Below are 22,613 nucleotides of genomic sequence, written 5' to 3'. Positions count from 1 at the left end.
ACAACAAGGGGAGTGGCCCGCGGCGGATTGCTGCGGGCCACTCGCCGTGCTTGACGGGACTGAAGTAGCGGGGCCCGAGCGCCCGGTGCAGCATCGAAGGCATGATCACTCGGCTCCGGGACCTCACCACGCAGTGGACCGCGGCCGTGCCGGTCCTCGCCGTCGTGCTGCTCGCCCTCACCTGGGGCCGCGATCTGCCGGGCGCGGTGGTCGCCGTGGTGACGCTGGTCCTCGCCGGGGCCGTGCTCGCCGCCGTGCACCACGCCGAGGTGATCGCGCACCGCGTCGGCGAACCCTTCGGCTCCCTCGTCCTCGCGGTTGCCGTCACGGTCATCGAGGTCGCGCTGATCGTGACGCTCATGGCGGACGGCGGCGACAAGAGCGCGACGCTCGCCCGCGACACCGTGTTCGCCGCCGTGATGATCACCTGCAACGGCATCGTCGGGATCTGTCTGCTCGCGGGCGCGCTGCGGCACCGCGTCGCCGTCTTCAACCCGGAGGGCACCGGAGCCGCCCTCGCGACCGTCGCCACGCTCGCCACGCTCAGCCTGGTCCTGCCGACCTTCACCACGACCAAGCGGGGCCCCGAGTTCTCCACGGCGCAGCTCACCTTCGCGGCGCTCGCATCGCTCGTCCTGTACGGCCTGTTCGTGGCGACCCAGACCGTGCGCCACCGCGACTACTTCCTGCCGATCACGCGCAAGGGCGAGGTGATCGACGCCGAGCACGCCGAGGGCCCGTCCAACCGCGCCGCGCTGATCAGCGTCGGCCTGCTCGGTCTCGCCCTGGTCGGTGTGGTCGGCCTCGCCAAGGGGGTCTCCCCGACGATCGAGTCCGGCGTGGAGAACGCCGGCATGCCGCACGCCGTGGTCGGCGTGATCATCGCGCTGCTCGTGCTGCTCCCGGAGACCATCGCCGCCCTGCGCGCAACGCGCCGCGACCGCGTGCAGACCAGCCTGAACCTCGCCCTCGGTTCCGCGATGGCCAGCATCGGCCTGACCATCCCGGCCGTCGCGGTCGCCTCGGTGTGGCTCTCCGGACCGCTGGTGCTCGGCCTCGGCCCGACGCACATGGTGCTGCTCGCGCTGACCGTCGTCGTCGGCACGCTCACGGTCGTGCCGGGGCGTGCCACGCCGCTGCAGGGCGGCGTCCACCTGGTGCTGTTCGCCGCGTACCTGGAGCTCGCGGTCACGCCGTGACCGGGGCCGGCTCCGGAACCGGCCGGGTCTCCGGCAGCAGCGCGAAGCACCCCAGGCTCAGCAGGGCGACGCCCGTCAGATACGCCGCGACGCCCCACGGAGTCCCGTCCCCCTGCGCCACCGCCGTCGCCACGATCGGGGTGAGCGCGCCGCCGAGCACCCCGCCCAGGTTGTAGCCCACCGCGGCGCCCGTGCAGCGCACCCGAGGCTCGTACAGCTCCGGCAGATACGCGGCGATCACCGCGAACATCGTGATGAACGCGAGCATCGCCACCAGGAAGCCGAGGAACATCAGCAGCGGCTCACCGGTCGCCAGGAGCGCGATCATCGGGAACATCCACAGCGCGGAGAGCGCACACCCGAGCAGGCACAGGGGGCGCCGTCCGTAGCGGTCGCCGAGCACGGCGGCCACGGGAGTCACCGCCCCCTTCACCACGACCGCCGCCATGATGCAGGCGAGCATGACCGTACGGCTCACGTCGAGCCGCTCCACCGCGTACGCCAGGGACCACGTCGTGACGGCGTAGAACACCGCGTACCCGACGGCCAGCGCGCCCGCCGTGAGCAGGACCAGACGCCAGTGGTCGCGCACCACTTCGGCGAGCGGCACGCGCGCGTGCTCCCGCAGTTCGAGGAAGCTGGGGCTCTCCGCGAGGGAGGTGCGCAGCGCGAGCCCGGCCGCCGCGAGCACGCCCGCCGCCCAGAACGGCACCCGCCATCCCCAGGAGGCGAACTGCGCGTCGGTGAGAGTCGCCGAGAGCGTCAGCATGATGCCGTTGGCGAGCAGGAAGCCGAGCGGGGGGCCCATCTGCGGAAAGCTCGCCCACAGCCCGCGCCGCTCGGCCGGCGCGTGCTCGGCGGTCAGCAGCACCGCCCCGCCCCACTCGCCGCCGAGCCCGAGCCCCTGCAGAAACCGCAGCACCAGGAGCAGCACCGGAGCGGCCGTACCGATCGACGCGTACGTGGGCACACAGCCGACGGCGACCGTGGCGAGGCCCGTCAGGAGCAGCGAGCCGATGAGGACGGGCCGCCGCCCGTGCCGGTCACCGATGTGCCCGAAGAGGACGGATCCGAGCGGCCGGGCCACGAAGCCCACTCCGAATGTCGCGAAGGCGGCGAGAGTTCCCGCCAGCGGCGAGAACGTCGGAAAGAACAGCGGCCCGAGCACCAGCGCCGCGGCCGTCCCGTAGATGAAGAAGTCGTAGAACTCGATGGCGGTCCCGGCGAGCGAGGCGGCCGCGAGCCGCGGCAGAGAGGGAGTCTTGGCAGGGGAGTGGCTCTTGTGCATGCCGCGTCAACTACCCGCTGTGACGGCCGGTTACGGGGGCGTACGGAGGCGTGGAGAGATCCCTCAGTACGCTGACGACATGACGCGCACTCTTGCCAACGCCCCGATCATGATCCTGAACGGCCCCAACCTGAACCTGCTCGGTCAGCGCCAGCCCGAGATCTACGGCTCCGACACCCTCGCCGACGTCGAGGCGCTGTGCGCCGAGGCGGCCGCCGCGCACGGTGGCACCGTGGACCTCCGGCAGAGCAACCACGAGGGTCAGTTGGTGGACTGGATCCACGAGGCGCGCGAGCACCACGCGGGCATCGTCATCAACCCGGCGGCCTACTCGCACACGTCGGTCGCGATCCTGGACGCGCTCAACACCTGTGACGGAATGCCGGTGTTGGAGGTGCACATCTCCAACATCCACCAGCGGGAGGCGTTCCGGCACCACAGCTACGTCTCCCAGCGCGCCGACGGCGTCATCGCCGGATGCGGTGTGCAGGGCTACGTCTTCGCGGTCGAGCGCGTTGCCGCACTGGTCGGCAAGGCCTGACCCCTCGGCTCACCAGCCTCGCTGACGCCACTCCGCCAGATGCGGGCGCTCGGCGCCCAGCGTCGTGTCGTTCCCGTGGCCCGGGTAGACCCAGCTCTCGTCGGGGAGCGCGCCGAAGATCTTCGTCTCGACGTCGTGCAGCAGGCTCGCGAAGGCCTGCGGATCCTGGTGGGTGTTGCCGATGCCGCCAGGGAAGAGGCAGTCGCCGGTGAAGACGTGCGGGTGGCCGTGCGGGTCGTCGTACACGAGGGCGATCGAGCCCGGGGTGTGGCCCACCAAGTGGCGCGCGGTGAGCGACACGTGGCCGACCCGCACGGTGTCGCCGTCGACGAGCGGGACGTCCGTGGGCACCGGGATGCCGGGAGCGTCCTCGCGGCCCGCGTAGGTCCGCGCGCCGGTCGCGGCGACGACTGCGGCAAGGGCCTGCCAGTGGTCGCCGTGCTGGTGGGTGGTGACGACGGACGCGATGCCGTCGCCACCGATCAGCGTGAGCAGCGTCCCGGAGTCGTTCGCCGCGTCGATCAGGAGCTGCTCGCCCGTGGCCCGGCAGCGCAGCAGATAGGCGTTGTTGTCCATCGGGCCGACCGCGACCTTCGAGATCATCAGGTCCTGCAGCTCGTGCACGTCCGCACCGCCGCCGACCTTCACTGCTCCGCTGTACGTCATGTTCCTCAGCCTATAGCGGCGGCAGGGCGGGCAGGAGGCCGCCTTCGGCCGTCAGGGCGGCGCCGTCGCGACGTCCGGAGAGCCAGCCGAGGAGGTCGGCCTGGCGGCCGCTGACGGTGATGTCCACGGGGGTTTCACGGCCGCCCTCGATCTCCTCCAGGGTGAGGGCCTCGACGGCGCCCGTGTAGAGCCCCCGGCCGTCGTCCTGCCGGATCAGCAGCGCGGGCAGACCCGGGGCGTTCCGGAACCGGGCGGCGAGGAAGTTGATCTCCCGCTGCGTGAACTCCTCCGAGAGGTCTTCGAGCTCGTACCCGATCCCCAGGTCGACATGGTGCAGCTCGACCTCGACCCACCGACGGAACGGCACCCGGGACGCGGAGTCGGTGACGCCGTTGCGCATCTCGATGGTGCGTGACCAGTCGGCGGGAATCGCCGCCTGCGCCTCGAAGCGGGCGGCGCTCTCGCGCACGTCGTCGAGCTGCTCGGCCAGTGGCCGCGGGGCGTCCCGCTCGATGTCCGCGTCCCGTGCCTCGCCGCTGACGTACATGGGCCGCCCGGCGAGGACGTTGACGAGCGCGTCCGCGTTACGGGCGAGATGGGCCAGTACGTGGCCACGGCTCCAGCCCGGGAGGCATGACGGCTCTGCGGTCGAATCGTTGTTCAGTTTCGCGGCTGCGGTGAGCAGCCGGTCGGTCGCGTCACGTACAGACGCCAGGTCGCGCACATGATCAATCATGCGCCCGACGATAGCCGCGCCACACGTTTGGGTGAAGGCATCGGAGCAGCGCCGCAAATCGAATGCACGTGCTATATGGTCGGGTGCGGCATCGGGCATCCTTGGTGATCGGGGTTTGTTACCAACCAGGGAAACCGCCCCGGCGTTGTCAGTGGCTCGCCCTAGTCTGTGAAGGACGGGGGCCCCGCCCCTGTCACCACTCTCAAGAAAGGTGCGGACCGGCGTGGCCGACCGTCTCATCGTCCGTGGCGCGCGCGAGCACAATCTCAAGAACGTCTCGCTCGACCTCCCGCGTGACTCCCTCATTGTGTTCACCGGTCTCTCCGGGTCGGGCAAGTCCTCGCTCGCGTTCGACACGATCTTCGCCGAGGGCCAGCGGCGGTACGTCGAGTCGCTCTCCTCGTACGCCCGGCAGTTCCTCGGTCAGATGGACAAGCCGGACGTCGACTTCATCGAGGGCCTCTCGCCCGCGGTCTCGATCGACCAGAAGTCGACCTCGCGCAACCCGCGCTCGACGGTCGGCACGATCACCGAGGTGTACGACTACCTCCGCCTGCTCTTCGCGCGCATCGGCAAGCCGCACTGCCCCGAGTGCGGCCGCCCCATCTCCCGGCAGTCGCCGCAGGCCATCGTCGACAAGGTCCTCGAACTGCCCGAGGGCAGCCGCTTCCAGGTCCTGTCCCCGCTGGTGCGCGAGCGCAAGGGCGAGTTCGTCGACCTCTTCGCCGACCTCCAGACCAAGGGCTACAGCCGCGCGCGGGTCGACGGCGAGACGATCCAGCTCTCCGAGCCGCCCACGCTCAAGAAGCAGGAGAAGCACACCATCGAGGTGGTCGTCGACCGCCTCACGGTGAAGGACTCTGCTAAGCGCCGCTTGACCGACTCCGTGGAGACCGCCCTTGGCCTCTCCGGAGGCATGGTCGTGCTCGACTTCGTCGACCTCTCCGAGGACGACCCCGAGCGCGAGCGGATGTACTCGGAGCACCTGTACTGCCCGTACGACGACCTGTCCTTCGAGGAGCTCGAGCCCCGCTCCTTCTCCTTCAACTCGCCCTTCGGCGCCTGCCCGGACTGCACGGGTATCGGTACGCGCATGGAGGTCGACCCCGAGCTGATCGTCCCGGACGAGGACAGGTCCCTCGACGAGGGCGCCATCCACCCCTGGTCGCACGGCCACACCAAGGACTACTTCGGCCGGCTCGTCGGCGCCCTCGCCGACGCCCTCGGCTTCTCCACCGACATGCCCTGGGCGGGCCTGCCGCAGCGCGCCAAGAAGGCCCTCCTGCACGGCCACAAGACACAGATCGAGGTGCGCTACCGGAACCGGTACGGCCGCGAGCGGGTCTACACCACCGCCTTCGAAGGCGCCGTCCCCTTCGTCAAGCGCCGCCACAGCGAGGCCGAGAGCGACGCCAGCCGCGAGCGCTTCGAGGGCTACATGCGCGAGGTGCCCTGCCCCACCTGTGAGGGCACGCGCCTCAAGCCGATCGTCCTGGCCGTCTCGGTCATGGGGAAGTCCATCGCCGAGGTCTCGGCGATGTCCATCAGCGACTGCGCGGACTTCCTCGCCGAGCTGAAGCTGGGCGCCCGCGACAAGAAGATCGCCGAGCGCGTCCTCAAGGAGGTCAACGAACGGCTGCGCTTCCTGGTCGACGTCGGCCTGGACTATCTCTCCCTGAACCGTGCGGCGGGCACCCTCTCCGGAGGAGAGGCCCAGCGCATCCGCCTGGCCACACAGATCGGCTCGGGTCTGGTCGGCGTGCTCTACGTCCTGGACGAGCCGTCCATCGGCCTCCACCAGCGCGACAACCACCGGCTGATCGAGACCCTCGTACGCCTGCGCGACATGGGCAACACGCTCATCGTCGTCGAGCACGACGAGGACACCATCAAGGTCGCCGACTGGGTCGTCGACATCGGCCCCGGCGCGGGCGAGCACGGCGGCAAGGTCGTGCACAGCGGCTCCATGAAGGAGCTGCTCGCCAACGACAAGTCGATCACCGGGCAGTACCTGTCGGGCAAGCGGTCCATCCCGGTCCCGGACCTGCGCCGCCCGGCGGACCCCTCCCGTCAGCTGACGGTGCACGGGGCGCGGGAGAACAACCTCCAGGACATCGACGTCTCCTTCCCGCTCGGCGTCCTCACGGCGGTCACGGGTGTATCGGGCTCGGGCAAGTCGACGCTCGTGAACGACATCCTCTACACGCACCTGGCAAGGGAGTTGAACGGCGCACGGTCCGTGCCCGGGCGGCACACGCGCGTGGACGGCGACGACCTCGTCGACAAGGTCGTGCACGTCGACCAGTCGCCCATCGGCCGTACGCCGCGGTCGAACCCGGCGACGTACACCGGAGTCTTCGACCACGTCCGCAAGCTGTTCGCGGAGACGATGGAGGCGAAGGTCCGCGGCTATCTGCCCGGCCGCTTCTCCTTCAACGTCAAGGGCGGCCGCTGCGAGAACTGCTCCGGCGACGGCACCATCAAGATCGAGATGAACTTCCTGCCGGACGTGTACGTGCCGTGCGAGGTCTGCCACGGGGCGCGGTACAACCGCGAGACGCTGGACGTCCACTACAAGGGCAAGTCCATCGCCGAGGTCCTGGACATGCCGATCGAGGAGGCGCTCGACTTCTTCGAGGCCGTCCCCGCGATCGCCCGCCACCTGCGCACGCTCAACGACGTGGGTCTCGGGTACGTCCGTCTCGGGCAGTCCGCGCCGACGCTCTCCGGAGGCGAGGCCCAGCGCGTGAAGCTGGCGAGCGAGCTCCAGAAGCGCTCGACGGGCCGGACCGTGTATGTACTCGACGAGCCGACCACCGGTCTGCACTTCGAGGACATCAGCAAGCTGATCACGGTCCTGTCCGGCCTGGTCGACAAGGGCAACACGGTCATCGTCATCGAGCACAACCTCGACGTCATCAAGACGGCCGACTGGGTCGTCGACATGGGTCCCGAGGGTGGCAACGGCGGCGGTCTTGTCATCGCCGAGGGCACGCCCGAGGAAGTCGCCGGGGTTCCGGCGAGCCACACGGGCAAGTTCTTGCGGGACATCATCTCGGCTGACCGCATCAGTGACGGTTCCTCGCAGGGGCGTCAGCGGGGGGTTGGCTCTGCTGCGGCTAAGAAGGCCCCGGCTAAGAAGGTCGCCGCTAAGAAGGTTGCTCCGAAGAAGGTGGCCAAGGCCCGTAAGAGCTGAGGGTGCGTTGTTGCGCATCCGCGGGTGCGTGGGGGCTGGTCGCGCAGTTCCCCGCGCCCCTTCGGGGCCCGGACGTGGCTGGTCGCGCCCGCGCGGCGGAGCCGCAGATGTCACAGCCCCGCGCCCCTTCGGGGCGCCAGACTGGCCCCATGACCGTACGTACTGAACGCCAAGGCCCCGTCACCACCGTCGTGTTGTCCCGGCCCGATGTGCGGAACGCCGTTGACGGGCCCACCGCACGCGCACTTGCCGATGCGTTCCGCGCGTTCGACGCGGATCCCGATGCGTCCGTCGCCGTGTTGTGGGGCGAAGGCGGCACGTTCTGTGCCGGTGCCGATCTCAAGGCGATCGCGACGCCGGACGGCAATGAGGTGACGGAGAAGGGGGACGGGCCCATGGGGCCGACCCGGATGCGGCTCTCCAAGCCCGTCATCGCCGCGATCTCCGGGCACGCCGTCGCCGGCGGGCTCGAACTCGCGCTCTGGTGCGATCTGCGCGTCGCCGACGAGGACGCGGTGCTCGGTGTGTTCTGCCGCCGCTGGGGCGTCCCGCTCATCGACGGCGGAACGGTGCGGCTGCCCCGGCTCATCGGGGAGAGCAGGGCCATGGACCTGGTACTCACGGGCCGCCCCGTGGCCGCCGATGAGGCGCTGGCCATGGGGCTTGTCAACCGGACCGTGCCGCCCGGCACTTGCCGGGCCGAGGCCGAAGCACTCGCCGCCCAGATCGCCGCGTTCCCCCAGACCTGCATGCGGGGGGACCGGCTCTCCGTACGCGAACAGGCGGGTCTGAGCGAGGAGGAGGCGATGGCCGGCGAACTTCGTCACGGCTTGCAGGCCCTCGCCGAGGCGTCCGTGGGCGCCGCCCGTTTCGCCGCGGGGGCGGGGCGGCACGGCGCGTTCACGGACAACTGACAGCGCGTTCAGGACCTGACAGGCTCCAGGAACTGCATGTCCAGCTGGATCTTCACCACGTCGCCGAGCAGCCCGGCCCCGAAGTCGAGGCCGTAGTCGCCGCGGCGGATCTCGCCGGTGGCCTCGAAACCCGCGTGGCGTCGCGCGTCGCCGGGGAAGGCCTGCAGACCGCCGAACTCGACGGCGAGGGTGATGGGCCGGGTGACGTCGCCGATGGTCAGCTCGCCTTCCAGGGTCCAGTCGTCCTCCTTGCCGATGACCCGCGTCGAGCGGAACGTCATCGTGGGGCGGCGCTCCACGTCGAGCAGATCGGGGGCCCGGACATGCGCGTCGCGGTCCGCGTTGCCGGTGTCGATCGAGGCCAGGGCGATGGTGGCCGTCACCGAAGAGGTCTCGGCGCTTTCGCCCACGACGAGACCGGCCGTCACCTCGCTGAACCGGCCCCGCACCTTGGAGATCCCGAGGTGGCGGATGGTGAAGTTGACGGCGGAGTGGAAGGGGTCGATCTCCCAGCTCCCCGCGGGCAGCGGAAGGGTGGTCGTGGGGGTGGTGGCACTGGTGTCAGAAGTCATGCCGTCCACGATGGGCGGCCGCCGACACCCGAGGAAGGCCGGGCCGAGACTGGTAGTGACAGGGCCACGATCCGGTCCCGTGACGGCTGATACGTTCGATCGGTGAGCGACAACGAGCTGGGCAACTTCCTGCGCACCTGCCGTGAAGCGGTCACGCCCGCCGAGGTCGGGCTGCCCACGGGACCGCGGCGCCGCACGCCAGGACTGCGCCGCTCCGAGGTCGCCACGCTCGCCGGGGTCAGCGTCGAATACCTGGCCCGGCTCGAACAGGGCCGCGACCGCCACCCGTCGCCGCAGGTGATGGGCGCGCTCGCGGACGCCCTGCGGCTCTCCGTGGAGGAGCGCCTCCATCTGCGCCGCCTGGAGAAGGAGACGAGCGGCGACCCCTGCTGCCCGACGGCGAGCGCGCCGGCCCAGTCGGTCCGGCCCACCGTGCGGGCGCTGATCGACAGCCTGGAGCCCGCCCCGGCCGTGCTGCTCAACCGGCTCAGCGATGTTCTCGCGTACACATCGGGCTACGAACGGATCGTCGGCCCCACCGGTCTCCTGGACGGCGAGCGGCCCAACCTCATCCGGTTCCTGTTCACCGACGAGCGGGCCCGTGCCGCCTATCCCGAATGGGACCGCGTGGCCGACGAGCTGGTCGCGAGCCTCCGGTCGGACTCCATGCTCAGCGATCCCCATGCTGAGGGGTTCGCCGACGAGCTGACCGTCATCGCGGGCGCCCCGTTCGCCGACCGCATGGCGGTCGTGCCACGGCCGCCGCGGCGCAGCGGCGTCGACCGCATGACGCATCCCGAGGCCGGCGCGCTGCATCTGTCGTACGAGACGCTGGCCCTGCCCGAGGGCGACGAACAGCGCCTGGTGGTGTATCTCCCGGCCGACGACGCCTCGTCGGCGGCGCTCGACCGGCTGGGCGGCCGCCAGCCGGGCGGCCTGCGCGCGGTGACCGGCTGACCGGCCTCAGGCCAGTTCCGCCGCGTACGGCGGCTCGGCGCCCGCACGGGACACGGTGACGGCCGCCGCGCGCGCCGCGAGACGCAGCACGTCGGACCAGCCGTCGGCGCCGAGCGAGGCCAATGTGTCCGTCGACAGCGCGTCCCGCAGGGAAAGTCCGTGCAGCAGCGCCGCGTTGACCGTGTCGCCCGCGCCGATGGTGTCCACGACGTCGACCGCCTCGCCCGCCACGGACCACTCCCCGCCGTCCCGCGTGAAGACGCTCAGACCCGCGCCGCCGCGTGTGATCACCACCGCGCCGGGGCCGGACGCCAGCCACTCGCGCGGTGTGCCGCCGAGCCAACTCGCGTCGTCCTCCGACAGCTTGAGCAGCGAGACCGACGGCAGCCAGCTCTTGAAACGGGCCCGGTAGGCGTCCGCGTCCGGGATCAGACCGGCCCGGATGTTCGGATCGAGCGCGGTGAAGACGCCGCGCGCCGCCTCCCGACGCAGCAGCTCCTCGTACGCGCTCGCGCCCGGTTCGAGGACCAGCGAGCACGTGCCGAACGACACCGCGCGCACGCCGTCGGGCAGCCGGTCCGGGGCCTTGAACAGGCGGTCGGCCGTGCCCTCGACGTAGAAGGAGTAAGCGGCCGAGCCGTCCGCGCCGATCGAGGCCACGGCGAGCGTCGTCGGCTCCGCGCCCCGCTGGACGTACGACACATCGACGCCGGCGGCCCGCAGCCCCGCCACCAGCGCCTCGCCGAACGCGTCCCGCGAGATCCGCGAGCAGAAGGCGACGGGGGAGCCGAGGCGGCCGAGCGCCACCGCCGTGTTGTAGGGACCGCCGCCGAGCCGCGGGGTGAGCGGCCGCAGCGAGGGCGGCACGGCACCGGCACCGGCCGGATCCTGCGGGACGAGGTCGATCAGGGCCTCTCCGGCGACGACTATCACGGGTGGTTCCTCTCGGCTCTGCGGTCGTGCTGCCCGGCTTCCGCACAGGCTAGGACGTCCGGACGGGCGTCGGCCGATACGGGCGCCACTCGGGCACGGCCCCGCCCAACGCGGGCGCGCGGCCCCGCACCGGTATGGTCTGATCCGTCACCGAAGCGCCTGACCTGTGGAGTTTCCATGCCCGGCACGCCGCCCCCCGCCCGCCGTACCGTGCTGCGCGCCGCCGCCCTGGTGCCGGCCGCCGGGTTCGGCATCACGGCCTGCTCGTCGTCCGACGACGAGGGCCGCTCCAACCGTTCGGCGCCGACCGCCCCGGTGGACCTCGGCAAGTCCGATGACATCACCGTGGGCGCCTCGAAGCTCTACAAGGACGAGAACGTGGTCGTGAGCCGCATCTCGGACGACGAGTACAAGGCGTTCAGCACGATCTGCACGCACGAGAGGTGCCCCATCAACAAGCTGGAGGGGCACAAGCTCACCTGCCCCTGCCACGGCAGCCAGTTCGACGCCACGAACGGCAAGGTCCTGCACGCCCCCGCCGTCGCGCCGCTCTCCGAGCTGCCGGTGAAGGTGGAGGACGGCAAGATCGTCGCGGGCCCCGGGGCCTGAGGCGCGCCTACTCCCAGTCCCACGCGATCCCCAGGAGCCCCGCCCGCACCTGCTGCTCCACGATGTGCACCGACCGATGGCTGCCGCTCAGTGTCAGCTCCTGGCGGCCACCGCGCGGCGCGGCCGCCGAATGCTGGGCGAAGCGGTGGCAGCGCAGGGGCAGGGCTCCCTCGTCGAAGCGCACCTGCAGCGCGTACTGCCCGCCGGCGTAGGTGAAGCCGCGCAGATACTCGGTGGACGCGCCCGCCGTTCCGTCCTCGAAGCCGTAGCGGAACAGATGGGTGTCTCCCGCGCGCAGGCGCGCGTCGAAGAGCAGCTCGGCGACGAGCACACCCGTCTCGTGGTGCCACCGCACGCGCCCGGTGCGGCAGTTCTCCAGGGCGTGTACGCCGATGTGTTCGGGTACGCAGCCGGGGTCGCCGTGGTAGATGGCGATGTAGCGGTCGACGTCGTCCCGGTGGGAGCGCACGACGTGCTGCGAGTCGCGGCCGAGCAGCTCGCGGCGCGCGCCGATCCGTACCCGCTCGTGATGGCCGACGGTGTGCAGACCGCCGTCGAGCGGGGACTCGAGATCGGCGAGGAGGCGCTGCACGACGTCGGAGGCCTCGATGAGCGAGCGGTAGGAGCGGGCGGCGGGGCGTTCGCAGCCGGGATTCGCCGAGGAATGGGCCGGCTGCGCGAGGAGCCGGATCAGTGACTCCTCGGGGAGCTGGAGGATCTCCTCCAGGGCGCGTACGGCGCGCAGCGACTCGGTGCGCTGCGGGCGCCGCGCACCCTGCTGCCAGTAACTCAGGCTCGTCACACCGACGTTGACGCCGTGCTGCGCGAGATGATGGCGTACCCGTTGCAGGGGGAGGCGGCGGGCGGCGATCGCGGCCCGCAGCGCCACATGGAAGGGACCGGTGCGCAGCGCGGTCTCCAGGTCCGCGGGCATCTCCTCCGCGAGTTGTGTGCCGTGCCGCATCGCAAGGCCCCTTCTGTGAACATTCACATCGGCCGCCCGGGCGTACGCGCCGGTCGGAACGGGCCACCAGGTAGGCGTACGAGGGGTGTTCACATACGTACGCCGTCGTTCACTGGCCCAAGTAATCCCGCATTGAACCGTGTTGACCTGCACCCGACAACACTCGATGCTCAATCGCAGCGTCCGGACGCGCTCCTCCACCCCTCGCCCCCACTCGGGAGGAACGCGATGCGCCAGAGAAACAGCAGGTACAGCAGACGCAGACGGTTGTCGGCGGTCGCCGTCGTGGCGGTGGCACTCGTGGCCGCCCCTGCGGCCACGGCCACGGCCGAGCCGGCCCCAGGACACTCCGCCCTCGCCGCCAAGCGGCTGAACATCACGATGCAGGCCCAGGAGAAGACCAACTGGTGCTGGGCGGCCGGCGGGAACACCATCGCCGCCTTCTACGGCAAGAAGTACAGCCAGAACCAGTTCTGCAACGCCGCCTTCGGGCGCAACCAGAACACCGAGTGCCCCAACAACCAGGCCACGCTGGGCAACGTACAGAACGGCCTGGAATGGGCGGGCATCAACTCCGGCTCCTACGTGACCGGTTGGCTGCGCTATCCGACCGTGCAGACCGAGATCAACGCGGGCCGCCCCGTGGAGACCCGCATCCAGTGGTCGGGCGGCGGCGGCCACATGCACGTCCTCTACGGGTACGACGATTCCCGGAGCTGGGTCTACTGGGGCGACCCCTGGCCCTCGAGCGACCGCTACAACTGGGCCTCGCACGACTGGTACGTGGACAACGGCACCTTCTCCTGGACCCACTCGCTGTACCGGATCGGGGCGTGAGCGCGATGAGCCGTCATCTGCTGAGAGCCGTGCTCGCCGGCTCCGCCGCCACCCTGCTCCTCGGCCTCGCCGCCCCGCACGCCACGGCGGACTCCGGCCCCTCCGAAGCCTCGCGCCAGGCCGCACGCACGGCGGCGAGCGCGCCGGGAACGCTCGACACGCTGTCCCGCTTCTTCGCGCGGGAGGGCGCCGTCACCAAGGCCGCTGCGGACCCGCGCGTCCAGGGCGACGCCGTGCCCGTGTACTACCTCTCCCCGGAGTTCGTCGCGGGCGAGAAGGGGGCGCCGGTCGCCCGCCTGGAGTTTCTCGCCAGCAAGGCGGTCTCGTCCGACGGACAGACCGCCTCCCTGTGGACCGTCGAGCGGGGCAGCGCCTGGAAGGTCGTGAACATCGCCACCGGGGACGACGAGACGCACTACGCGCGCGTGGGCGCCGAGAAGCTCCCCGGGGGCACCGTCTTCCACGAGCCGCAGATCGACGCCTGGTATGTCCAGGGGCGGGGGCGGGTGCTGCCGCTGGACGCTGATGGGGTGCGTGCTGTGGGCTCCGACGGGGCCTCGGTGGGCGCCTATCAGAAGCGTGTGCACGATGCGTACGCCGATAAATTGCCTGGTTCCGCGTACGCGAAGTCCGGCGAGGCGGGGGGCTTCCCCCGGCAGTCGCCCCCGGAAGCATCGCCCGCCCCGGCGGAAGGTGCTGAGGGCCCCGTCACGGTGGCCTCCGCGGTGGCCGGAGCGGGTGCGCTGGCCGCGCTCGGCCTCTCCGGAGTGGCCGTCTTGAAGCGTCGCGCCCGGCAGCAGGGCTGACCTGGCCCCGGCCCCCGGCCGGGACTTCCCCCACCCACCCGCCCTTTAGGGCGGGTGGGCTCAAGGGTGGGGGAGAAGAGCCCCCTCCAGCCCCCGGACTGTCACCCCCCGCCAGTAGGGTGTGAGGCATGGCAGACCCCTCCAGCTACCGCCCCAAGCCGGGACAGATCCCCGACTCGCCGGGGGTCTACAAGTTCCGTGACGAACACCGCCGGGTGATCTACGTGGGCAAGGCGAAAAGCCTGCGCCAGCGCCTGGCGAGCTACTTCCAGGACCTCTCCAACCTGCACCCGCGCACCGCCTCGATGGTGACGACCGCCGCGTCCGTCGAGTGGACGGTGGTGTCCACCGAGGTCGAGGCGCTGCAGCTGGAGTACAGCTGGATCAAGGAGTTCGACCCCCGCTTCAACGTCAAGTACCGCGACGACAAGAGCTATCCGTATCTCGCGGTGACGATGAACGAGGAGTTCCCGCGCGTGCAGGTGATGCGCGGCCACAAGAAGAAGGGCGTGCGCTACTTCGGGCCCTACGGCCACGCGTGGGCCATCCGCGACACCGTCGACCTGCTCCTGCGCGTCTTCCCCGTCCGCACCTGTTCCGCCGGAGTCTTCAAGAACGCCGAGCGCACGGGTCGCCCCTGCCTGCTCGGCTACATCGGCAAGTGCGCGGCGCCCTGCGTGGAGCGGGTCACCCCGGAGGAGCACCGCGAACTCGCCGAGGACTTCTGCGAGTTCATGACGGGACGCACGGGGACGTACATCCGCCGTCTGGAGCGGCAGATGACGGACGCCGCCGAGGAGATGGAGTACGAGAAGGCGGCCCGCCTCCGCGACGACATCGAGGCCCTCAAGAAGGCCATGGAGAAGAGCGCCGTCGTCCTCGCCGACGCCACGGACGCCGATCTGATCGCCCTTGCCGAGGACGAGCTCGAGGCCGCCGTCCAGATCTTCCACGTCCGCGGCGGCCGGGTGCGCGGCCAGCGCGGCTGGGTCACCGACAAGGTCGAGGCGGTCACCAGCGGTGACCTCGTCGAGCACGCCCTCCAGCAGCTCTACGGAGAGGAGAGCGGGGACTCCGTACCGAAGGAAGTCCTCGTGCCCGCGCTGCCCGACCCGATAGAGCCCGTCCAGGAGTGGCTCACCGAGCGGCGCGGCGCGAACGTATCGCTGCGCATCCCGCAGCGCGGCGACAAGAAGGCGCTGATGGAGACCGTGGCGCGCAACGCGCAGCAGTCGCTGATGCTCCACAAGACCAAGCGCGCCTCCGACCTGACCACCCGCTCCCGTGCCCTGGAGGAGATCGCCGAGGCCCTGGAGCTGGACAGTGCCCCGCTGCGCATCGAGTGCTACGACATCTCGCATCTGCAGGGTGACGACGTGGTCGCGTCGATGGTCGTCTTCGAGGACGGTCTCGCCCGCAAGAGCGAGTACCGGCGCTTCCAGATCAAGGGCTTCGAGGGCCAGGACGACGTCCGCTCCATGCACGAGGTGCTCACCCGCCGCTTCAAGCGCTACCTCGCCGACAAGGAGAAGACGGGGGAGCTGGACGAGGAGGGCGTCATCGATGAGGCGAACGGCGGGTCGAACGGCCTGACCGAGGAGGACGGCCGCCCCAAGCGCTTCGCCTACCCGCCGCAGCTCGTCGTCGTGGACGGCGGGCAGCCGCAGGTCGCGGCGGCCCGGCGGGCCCTGGACGAGCTCGGCATCGACGACATCGCGGTCTGCGGCCTCGCCAAGCGCCTCGAAGAGGTCTGGGTGCCGGGCGACGACGACCCGGTGATCCTGCCGCGCACCAGCGAGGGGTTGTACCTTCTCCAGCGGGTGCGCGACGAGGCACACCGCTTCGCGATCACCTACCAGCGGGCCAAGCGGGCCAAGCGCTTCAAGGCGGGACCGCTGGATGCCGTGCCCGGCCTGGGCGACGCGCGCAAGCAGACGCTGATCAAGCACTTCGGTTCGGTGAAGAAGCTGCGATCCGCGACAATCGAGCAGATCTGCGAGGTTCCGGGGATAGGCCGCAAGACGGCCGAGACGATCGCCGCGGCCCTGGCCGCGGCGGCCCCCGTGGCGCCCGCCGTGAACACGGCGACCGGAGAGATCATTGAAGAAGAGGAACCCGTACGTGCGGGAGCCTCGAACGGTGAGACCGAGGCACCCGTGACCGCGGGCACCTCAGAGGAGCGACGGGGGCAGGAGACATGAACGAGCACGATGAAGGCGGCGAGCAAGTGAGTACGGGCACGACCATCGAGCCAGGTGAGGCCGCCGAGGCGGCGATCCCCGAGCTGGTGATCATCTCCGGCATGTCGGGCGCAGGACGCAGCACGGCCGCGAAGTGCCTCGAGGACCTCGGCTGGTTCGTCGTCGACAACCTGCCGCCCGCGCTGATCCCCACGATGGTGGAGCTCGGCGCCCGCTCGCAGGGCAACGTGGCACGGATCGCGGTCGTCGTCGACGTCCGCGGCCGCCGCTTCTTCGACAATCTGCGCCAGTCCCTCGCGGAGCTTGAGTCCAAGCAGGTCACCCGCAGGATCGTCTTCCTGGAGTCCTCGGACGACGCCCTGGTGCGCCGCTTCGAGTCGGTGCGCCGCCCGCACCCGCTGCAGGGCGACGGCCGCATCGTCGACGGCATCGCGGCCGAGCGTGAGCTCCTGCGCGAGCTGCGCGGCGACGCCGACCTGGTGATCGACACGTCCAGCCTGAACGTGCACGAACTGCGCGCCAAGATGGACGCCCAGTTCGCGGGCGACGAGGAGCCCGAGCTGCGGGCCACGGTCATGTCGTTCGGCTACAAGTACGGCCTGCCGGTCGACGCCGACCTGGTCGTGGACTGCCGCTTCCTGCCCAACCCGCACTGGGTGCCGGAGCTGCGCCCCTTCACGGGGCTCAACGAGGAGGTCTCCGGTTACGTCTTCAACCAGCCGGGAGCCAAGGAGTTCCTCGACCGGTACGCCGAGCTGCTCCAGCTCATCGCCGCGGGGTACCGCCGCGAGGGCAAGCGTTACGTGACGATCGCGGTCGGCTGCACGGGCGGCAAGCACCGCTCCGTCGCCATGTCGGAGAAGCTCGCGGCGCGCCTCGTCTCCGAGGGCGTCGAGACCGTCCTCGTCCATCGGGACATGGGGCGAGAGTGAAGGCTTCCCTGCGGCTGAACCGCCTTGGCCGCAAGCGCAGCGCTCAGCCCAAGGTGGTGGCGCTCGGCGGCGGAATGGGCCTGTCCGCCTCGCTCACCGCGCTGCGCCGCATCACCGGCGACCTCACCGCCGTGGTCACCGTCGCCGACGACGGCGGCTCCAGCGGGCGGCTCCGCGACGAGCTGGGCGTGCTGCCGCCCGGCGACCTGCGCAAGGCGCTCGCCGCCCTGTGCGGTGACGACGACTGGGGCCAGACCTGGGCCCGCGTCATCCAGCACCGGTTCCAGTCCCAGGGCGATCTGCACGAGCACGCGGTCGGCAATCTGCTGATCGTCGCCCTGTGGGAGCAGCTCGGCGACCATGTCCAGGCGCTCGACCTGGTCGGCAAGCTGCTCGGCGCACAGGGCCGCGTACTGCCGATGTCGGCCGTTCCGCTGGAGCTCCAGGCCCTGGTCAAGGGCCACGACCCGGAGCGCCCGGACGACGTGGACACGGTGCGCGGGCAGGCCACGGTGGCGCTCACGCCGGGCGAGGTGCAGTCCGTGCACGTCGTCCCGCACGACCCGCCGGCCGTCCCCGAGGCGGTCGCCGCCGTCCTCGACGCGGACTGGGTGGTGCTCGGCCCCGGCTCTTGGTTCTCGTCCGTGATCCCCCATCTGCTGGTGCCCGAACTGCTCGACGCGCTCATCGAGACGAAGGCCCGCAGGGTGCTCTCGCTGAACCTCGCGCCGCAACCCGGTGAAACCGATGGGTTCTCTCCGCAGCGTCATTTGGAGGTTTTGGCCCGACACGCCCCTAAACTCGCCCTGGACGTGGTGCTGGCCGACGACGCCGCCGTGCCCGACCGTGAGTCACTGACCGATGCCGCCAAGCGGCTCGGCGCCACGGTCGAGCTGGCGCCGGTGGCCCGGCCCGACGGGACTCCGAGGCACGATCCGGAGCTCCTGGCCACCGCGTACGACCGTATTTTTCGGATGCATGGAAGGATCGGCCCATGGCGATGACGGCAGCGGTGAAGGACGAGATCTCCCGGCTTCCCGTCACCCGGACCTGCTGCAGGAAGGCAGAGGTCTCGGCGATCCTGCGGTTCGCGGGCGGCCTTCACCTGGTGAGCGGCCGCATCGTGATCGAGGCGGAGCTGGACACGGCGATGGCCGCACGGCGGCTGAAGCGGGACATCCTGGAGATCTTCGGGCACAGCTCGGAGCTGATCGTGATGGCTCCCGGCGGGCTGCGCCGCGGCTCGCGCTATGTCGTACGCGTGGTGGCGGGCGGCGACCAGCTGGCCCGCCAGACGGGTCTCGTGGACGGCCGGGGCCGCCCGATCAGGGGACTGCCGCCGCAGGTGGTCTCGGGGGCCACCTGTGACGCGGAGGCCGCCTGGCGCGGGGCGTTCCTGGCGCACGGCTCGCTGACCGAGCCCGGCCGCTCCTCATCCCTCGAGGTGACCTGCCCGGGTCCGGAGGCCGCGCTCGCCCTGGTCGGCGCCGCGCGCAGGCTGCAGATCGCGGCCAAGGCCCGTGAGGTGCGCGGCGTGGACCGTGTCGTCGTCCGGGACGGTGACGCGATCGGCGCCCTGCTCACCCGGCTCGGCGCGCACGAGTCGGTGCTCGCCTGGGAGGAGCGGCGGATGCGCCGCGAGGTGCGCGCCACCGCCAACCGCCTGGCCAACTTCGACGACGCCAACCTGCGCCGCTCGGCCCGTGCGGCCGTCGCCGCGGGCGCCCGTGTGCAGCGCGCCCTGGAGATCCTCGGCGACGAGGTCCCGGAGCACCTGGCGGCCGCCGGACGGCTTCGCATGGAGCACAAGCAGGCCTCCCTGGAGGAGCTGGGCGCGCTCGCCGACCCGGCGCTGACGAAGGACGCGGTCGCGGGCCGCATCCGCCGGCTGCTCGCCATGGCCGACAAGCGGGCCCAGGACCTGGGGATTCCGGGCACGGAGTCCAATCTGAGCGAGGATCTGGCCGACAGCCTCGCCGACAACATGGCGGTCTGAGCACCGCTGCTCGCGGGTCTGCGCACCACCTGTCACATACGCCACGTAAGCCGCCGGTGTCCCACAGGGCACCGGCGGCTCACGTATGCCCGTCTTGAACGCCCCTTGTCCCCCTTCCCGCCATATTGACATGATCATGAAGTGTCACGAGCCTGGCGTCCCGCACATATGTGCCGGACAACTGCAAGGGGGGCTCATGAGACGAAGAGCGAGAGCCAGATCGGTGCTCGCCGCGGGCGCGCTGCTCATCGGCGGACTCGTCGCCGCGCCGCACGCGCAGGCCGACCCGAAGGCTCCGGCCGCCGACGATCCGGCGGCCGTGAAGGTCTACGAAGCGGACGTCACCAAGCAGCAGATCCCCATCCTGGTGAAGGCGGGCCAGGACGCCCATGAACTCGCGGGTCAGGCGCCCGAGCGCGGCACCGCTCGCGTCCAGGTCTATCTGACCGAGGCGCAGGCCAAGGGCGTCGAGCGCGAGGGCATCGAACTCACCGAGCACAAGGTCTCGGCGAGCACGGAGAAGAAGCTCAAGGCCGCGGGGGACGGCGTCTTTAGGCCGTACGGCGGAAAGGGCGGCCTGAAGGAAGAGATCGTCAAGACCGGGCAGGCCCACCCCGGCCTCACCAAGGTCGTCTCCATCGGCAAGACGCTCAAGGGCCAGGACATCCTCGCGCTCAAGCTCTCCAAGGGTGCGAGCAAGTCCAAGGACGGCTCCAAGCCCGCCACGCTCTACCTCTCCAACCAGCACGCGCGCGAGTGGATCACCCCCGAGATGAACCGCCGCCTGCTCCACCACTACCTCGACAACTACGGCAAGGACCAGCGCATCACCAAGCTGGTGGACTCCACCGAGCTGTGGTTCGTGCTCTCGGCCAACCCCGACGGCTACGACTTCACCCACGCCGCCGACGGCAACCGCCAGTGGCGCAAGAACCTCCGCGACATCGACGGCGACGGCAGGATAGCCGCCGGTGACGGCGTCGACCTCAACCGCAACTTCGCCTACAAGTGGGGCTACGACAACGAGGGTTCGTCCCCGGCGCCCTCCTCGGAGACCTACCGCGGCACGGGCCCCATGTCCGAGCCCGAGACCAAGGCGCTCGACCGCTTCCAGAAGCGCATCGGCTTCGAGTACGGCATCAACTACCACTCGGCGGCCGAACTGATCCTCTACGGAGTGGGCTGGCAGGTCGCGACGCCCACCCCGGACGACGTGCTCTACAAGGCCCTGGCCGGCACCCCGGAGAAGCCCGCGATCGCCGGCTACCGCCCGCAGGTCGCCTCCGAGCTCTACACCACCAACGGCGAGGCGGACGGCCACGCGGGCAACATCAACGGCATCTCGATGTTCACGCCGGAGATGTCCACCTGCCAGACCGTCTCCGCGCTCGACCCGAACGACCCCTGGAAGCCCGAGGACTGCGCCTCGATCTTCACCTTCCCGGACGACGAGAAGCTGATACAGGAGGAGTTCGCGAAGAACATCCCCTTCGCGCTCGCCGTCGCCGAGACCGCCGCCCACCCCGACCAGCCGGTCTCCGTCCCCGGCATCGACGCCCCCGACTTCACCCCGGACGCCTTCACGACGTCGTACGCGCGCGGAGGCGACCAGGAGGTCGCCGTCACCGCCCGCAAGTCGGTGCGCGACAAGGAGCTCAACTACCGGATCAACGGCGGCCGTACGCAGGACGAGAGCCTCAGCGCCTGGAAGGGCGGCGAGACGTACGGCGGCGAGGACAACCTGCACTTCGACCAGTACCGCGCCGAGGTCGAGGACGCGCGCGTGGGCGACAAGGTCGAGGTGTGGTTCACCGGGCGCACCAAGAAGGGCCGCACGGAGAGCGAGCGCTTCACGTACACCGTCGCCGAACGCCCCAAGGCGAAGACGCTCGTCGTCGCCGAGGAGGGTGCCACCGCGACCCAGGCCCAGAAGTACGTCGACGCCCTCAAGGGCAACGGGCGTTCGGCCGCGGTCTGGGACGTCGCCGAGAAGGGCACCCCGCATCCGCTGGGCGTGCTCGGCCACTTCTCGACGGTCGTGCACTACACCGGCGACCCGGTCCCCGGCGCGCCCACCCAACTCGCCCTGCGCGCCTACCTCAACGAGGGCGGCAAGCTGATCGAGTCCGGCGAGCGCACGGGCGGCAACGTGGACCTGGGCGACGCTCTCACCGACGACTTCGCGCAGTACTACCTGGGCGCGTACGAGCGTCTCTCCGCACCCGGCGCCAACAGCTTCGCCGGCAGCGGGGCGCTCGACGGCGTCAAGACCCCGCTCGCGGCCGCCGGCGCCAACCCCCTGGACAGGGCGGGCCGTTACACCGTCACGTCCGACAACCTGCCCGCCGACGACTTCCCGCAGTTCAAGAGCGCGGCCGCCGGCAGCTACCCCGGGCTCAGCAACCCGTACGCACCCTTCGAGGGCCAGGGCATGGCATCGGCGACCCACGCCGACCAGGACTGGAAGCGGCTGACCCGCACCATCGACCTGACCGGGGTCTCGGCCGCGGACAAGCCGGAGCTGCGGTTCGCGCTCAACTGGAACCTGGAGCCCGGCTACGACCACGGGATCCTGGAGGCGCACACACCGGGCGCCGACGACTGGACCACGCTGCCGGACAAGAACGGCGGCACGTCCACCACCGTGCCCGAGGAGTGCGGGGCCGGGTTCTTCATCAACGGCCACCCGTTCCTGCGCCACTATCTGACGCAGACGGCGACCGGCTGCACGGCCACCGGCAGCAGCGGCGCCTGGAACAGCTTCACCGGCGCGGCGGGCGGCTTCAAGCCCGTCGCCTTCGACCTCAGCGCCTACGCGGGCAAGAAGGTCGAGGTGTCGCTGAGCTCCGTCACCGACCCCTCCGCCGGAGGCCGCGGCCTCTTCGCCGACAACGCGCAGCTCGTCGTCGGCGGCAACGCGACGGAGACGGAAGGATTCGAGTCCGGGCTCGGTGTCTGGGCCGTCGCGCCGGCCCCGGCCGGGAGCCCCAATATCACAGGCGACTGGGCGCGGACCGGGGAGCTCTACAAGCCCCATGCGGCCGTCACAGCGCGTGACAGCGTGCTGCTCGGCTTCGGGTTCGAGCATGTGCCCGGAAGCCCAGAGCGCACCGCTCTAATGGGCGCCTCCCTGGCACATCTGAGCCGCTGACGCTCCGTGACAAAAGGCGGCCCGTACCCCTACTGGCGAGTACGGGCCGACCTGCCGCCCAAGCCCCTCTCGATGTCACTTCGGGGCCTTCAGAGAGGTAGGGTCGGAGGCGGTC

At 70.7% G+C, this 22,613-nt stretch carries 19 protein-coding genes; 13 read left to right on the top strand and 6 right to left on the bottom strand.

The features are described from left to right. Positions 1–101 precede the first annotated feature (101 nt). Positions 102–1,199 (top strand): ionic transporter y4hA, encoded by a 1,098-nt coding sequence (locus AB0O76_RS35365; protein ID WP_365500106.1) that lies wholly within the window; start codon positions 102–104, stop codon positions 1,197–1,199. Here the strand turns inward: AB0O76_RS35365 and AB0O76_RS35360 are convergent. Beyond that, positions 1,189–2,487: an MFS transporter gene (locus AB0O76_RS35360; protein ID WP_365500103.1), complete on the bottom strand. Its 1,299-nt coding sequence runs from the start codon at positions 2,485–2,487 to the stop codon at positions 1,189–1,191. The genes AB0O76_RS35365 and AB0O76_RS35360 overlap by 11 nt on opposite strands. A 79-nt stretch (positions 2,488–2,566) precedes the next feature. On the opposite strand from AB0O76_RS35360, the gene aroQ reads away from it, so the two are divergent. Beyond that, positions 2,567–3,028, top strand: a complete 462-nt coding sequence (gene aroQ / locus AB0O76_RS35355; RefSeq protein WP_365500100.1) for a type II 3-dehydroquinate dehydratase — start codon at positions 2,567–2,569, stop codon at positions 3,026–3,028. A 9-nt stretch (positions 3,029–3,037) separates the two neighbouring features. On the opposite strand, the gene AB0O76_RS35350 is transcribed toward aroQ, so the two are convergent. Both AB0O76_RS35350 and AB0O76_RS35345 read right to left on the bottom strand, forming a co-directional pair. Next, a complete protein-coding gene (locus tag AB0O76_RS35350) occupies positions 3,038–3,694 on the bottom strand; it encodes an MBL fold metallo-hydrolase (protein ID WP_365500097.1) in 657 nt (218 codons plus the stop codon). A gap of 10 nt (positions 3,695–3,704) precedes the next feature. Further along, positions 3,705–4,430: a maleylpyruvate isomerase family mycothiol-dependent enzyme gene (locus tag AB0O76_RS35345; RefSeq protein WP_365500094.1), complete on the bottom strand. Its 726-nt coding sequence runs from the start codon at positions 4,428–4,430 to the stop codon at positions 3,705–3,707. Positions 4,431–4,653: 223 nt separating this feature from the next. Here AB0O76_RS35345 and uvrA point away from each other — a divergent pair, with 223 nt between their 5' ends. After that, complete coding sequence (gene uvrA / locus AB0O76_RS35340; protein WP_365500091.1) at positions 4,654–7,626, top strand: excinuclease ABC subunit UvrA; 2,973 nt, start codon at positions 4,654–4,656, stop codon at positions 7,624–7,626. 149 nt (positions 7,627–7,775) lie between these two features. Then, positions 7,776–8,540 (top strand): crotonase/enoyl-CoA hydratase family protein, encoded by a 765-nt coding sequence (locus tag AB0O76_RS35335; protein ID WP_365500088.1) that lies wholly within the window; start codon positions 7,776–7,778, stop codon positions 8,538–8,540. 8 nt (positions 8,541–8,548) lie between these two features. Here the strand turns inward: AB0O76_RS35335 and AB0O76_RS35330 are convergent, their stop codons facing one another. After that, positions 8,549–9,112 (bottom strand): YceI family protein, encoded by a 564-nt coding sequence (locus AB0O76_RS35330; RefSeq protein ID WP_365500085.1) that lies wholly within the window; start codon positions 9,110–9,112, stop codon positions 8,549–8,551. Between the two features lie 102 nt (positions 9,113–9,214). Here AB0O76_RS35330 and AB0O76_RS35325 point away from each other — a divergent pair, with 102 nt between their 5' ends. Beyond that, entirely contained in the window at positions 9,215–10,069 is an 855-nt protein-coding gene (locus AB0O76_RS35325; protein ID WP_365500082.1) for a helix-turn-helix transcriptional regulator, read from the top strand. A gap of 6 nt (positions 10,070–10,075) precedes the next feature. On the opposite strand, the gene AB0O76_RS35320 is transcribed toward AB0O76_RS35325, so the two are convergent. After that, positions 10,076–11,002 carry a carbohydrate kinase gene (locus tag AB0O76_RS35320; protein ID WP_365500079.1) on the bottom strand — a complete coding sequence of 309 codons (927 nt, stop codon included), beginning with the start codon at positions 11,000–11,002 and terminating at the stop codon, positions 10,076–10,078. Between the two features lie 177 nt (positions 11,003–11,179). Here AB0O76_RS35320 and AB0O76_RS35315 point away from each other — a divergent pair, with 177 nt between their 5' ends. After that, positions 11,180–11,611 (top strand): Rieske (2Fe-2S) protein, encoded by a 432-nt coding sequence (locus tag AB0O76_RS35315; RefSeq protein ID WP_365500076.1) that lies wholly within the window; start codon positions 11,180–11,182, stop codon positions 11,609–11,611. Between the two features lie 7 nt (positions 11,612–11,618). Here AB0O76_RS35315 and AB0O76_RS35310 read toward each other — a convergent pair whose 3' ends face one another. Further along, a complete protein-coding gene (locus AB0O76_RS35310; protein ID WP_365500073.1) occupies positions 11,619–12,575 on the bottom strand; it encodes a hypothetical protein in 957 nt (318 codons plus the stop codon). A gap of 228 nt (positions 12,576–12,803) precedes the next feature. Between AB0O76_RS35310 and AB0O76_RS35305 the strand changes: the two genes are divergently transcribed. The 7 genes from AB0O76_RS35305 to AB0O76_RS35275 all read left to right on the top strand — a co-directional run bounded on the left by AB0O76_RS35305 (position 12,804) and on the right by AB0O76_RS35275 (position 22,498). After that, positions 12,804–13,412, top strand: coding sequence for a papain-like cysteine protease family protein (locus AB0O76_RS35305; protein ID WP_365500070.1), 609 nt, complete (start codon positions 12,804–12,806; stop codon positions 13,410–13,412). Positions 13,413–13,417: 5 nt separating this feature from the next. Further along, entirely contained in the window at positions 13,418–14,218 is an 801-nt protein-coding gene (locus AB0O76_RS35300) for a hypothetical protein (protein WP_365500289.1), read from the top strand. A gap of 128 nt (positions 14,219–14,346) precedes the next feature. Beyond that, positions 14,347–16,419: an excinuclease ABC subunit UvrC gene (uvrC, locus tag AB0O76_RS35295; protein WP_365500067.1), complete on the top strand. Its 2,073-nt coding sequence runs from the start codon at positions 14,347–14,349 to the stop codon at positions 16,417–16,419. Beyond that, complete coding sequence (rapZ, locus tag AB0O76_RS35290; RefSeq protein ID WP_365500064.1) at positions 16,416–17,351, top strand: RNase adapter RapZ; 936 nt, start codon at positions 16,416–16,418, stop codon at positions 17,349–17,351. Before uvrC ends, rapZ begins: the two co-directional genes overlap by 4 nt. Beyond that, entirely contained in the window at positions 17,348–18,355 is a 1,008-nt protein-coding gene (gene yvcK / locus AB0O76_RS35285; RefSeq protein WP_360763584.1) for a uridine diphosphate-N-acetylglucosamine-binding protein YvcK, read from the top strand. Before rapZ ends, yvcK begins: the two co-directional genes overlap by 4 nt. Beyond that, positions 18,346–19,347, top strand: coding sequence for a DNA-binding protein WhiA (gene whiA / locus AB0O76_RS35280; protein WP_360763586.1), 1,002 nt, complete (start codon positions 18,346–18,348; stop codon positions 19,345–19,347). Before yvcK ends, whiA begins: the two co-directional genes overlap by 10 nt. A gap of 196 nt (positions 19,348–19,543) precedes the next feature. After that, positions 19,544–22,498, top strand: a complete 2,955-nt coding sequence (locus tag AB0O76_RS35275) for a M14 family zinc carboxypeptidase (RefSeq protein WP_365500059.1) — start codon at positions 19,544–19,546, stop codon at positions 22,496–22,498. The last annotated feature ends 115 nt before the right edge of the window (positions 22,499–22,613 follow it).

Origin of the sequence: Streptomyces sp. NPDC086554 (assembly GCF_040686095.1) — a bacterium.
Taxonomy (GTDB): domain Bacteria; phylum Actinomycetota; class Actinomycetes; order Streptomycetales; family Streptomycetaceae; genus Streptomyces.
This window is presented reverse-complemented; position numbering and strand designations above follow the sequence as displayed.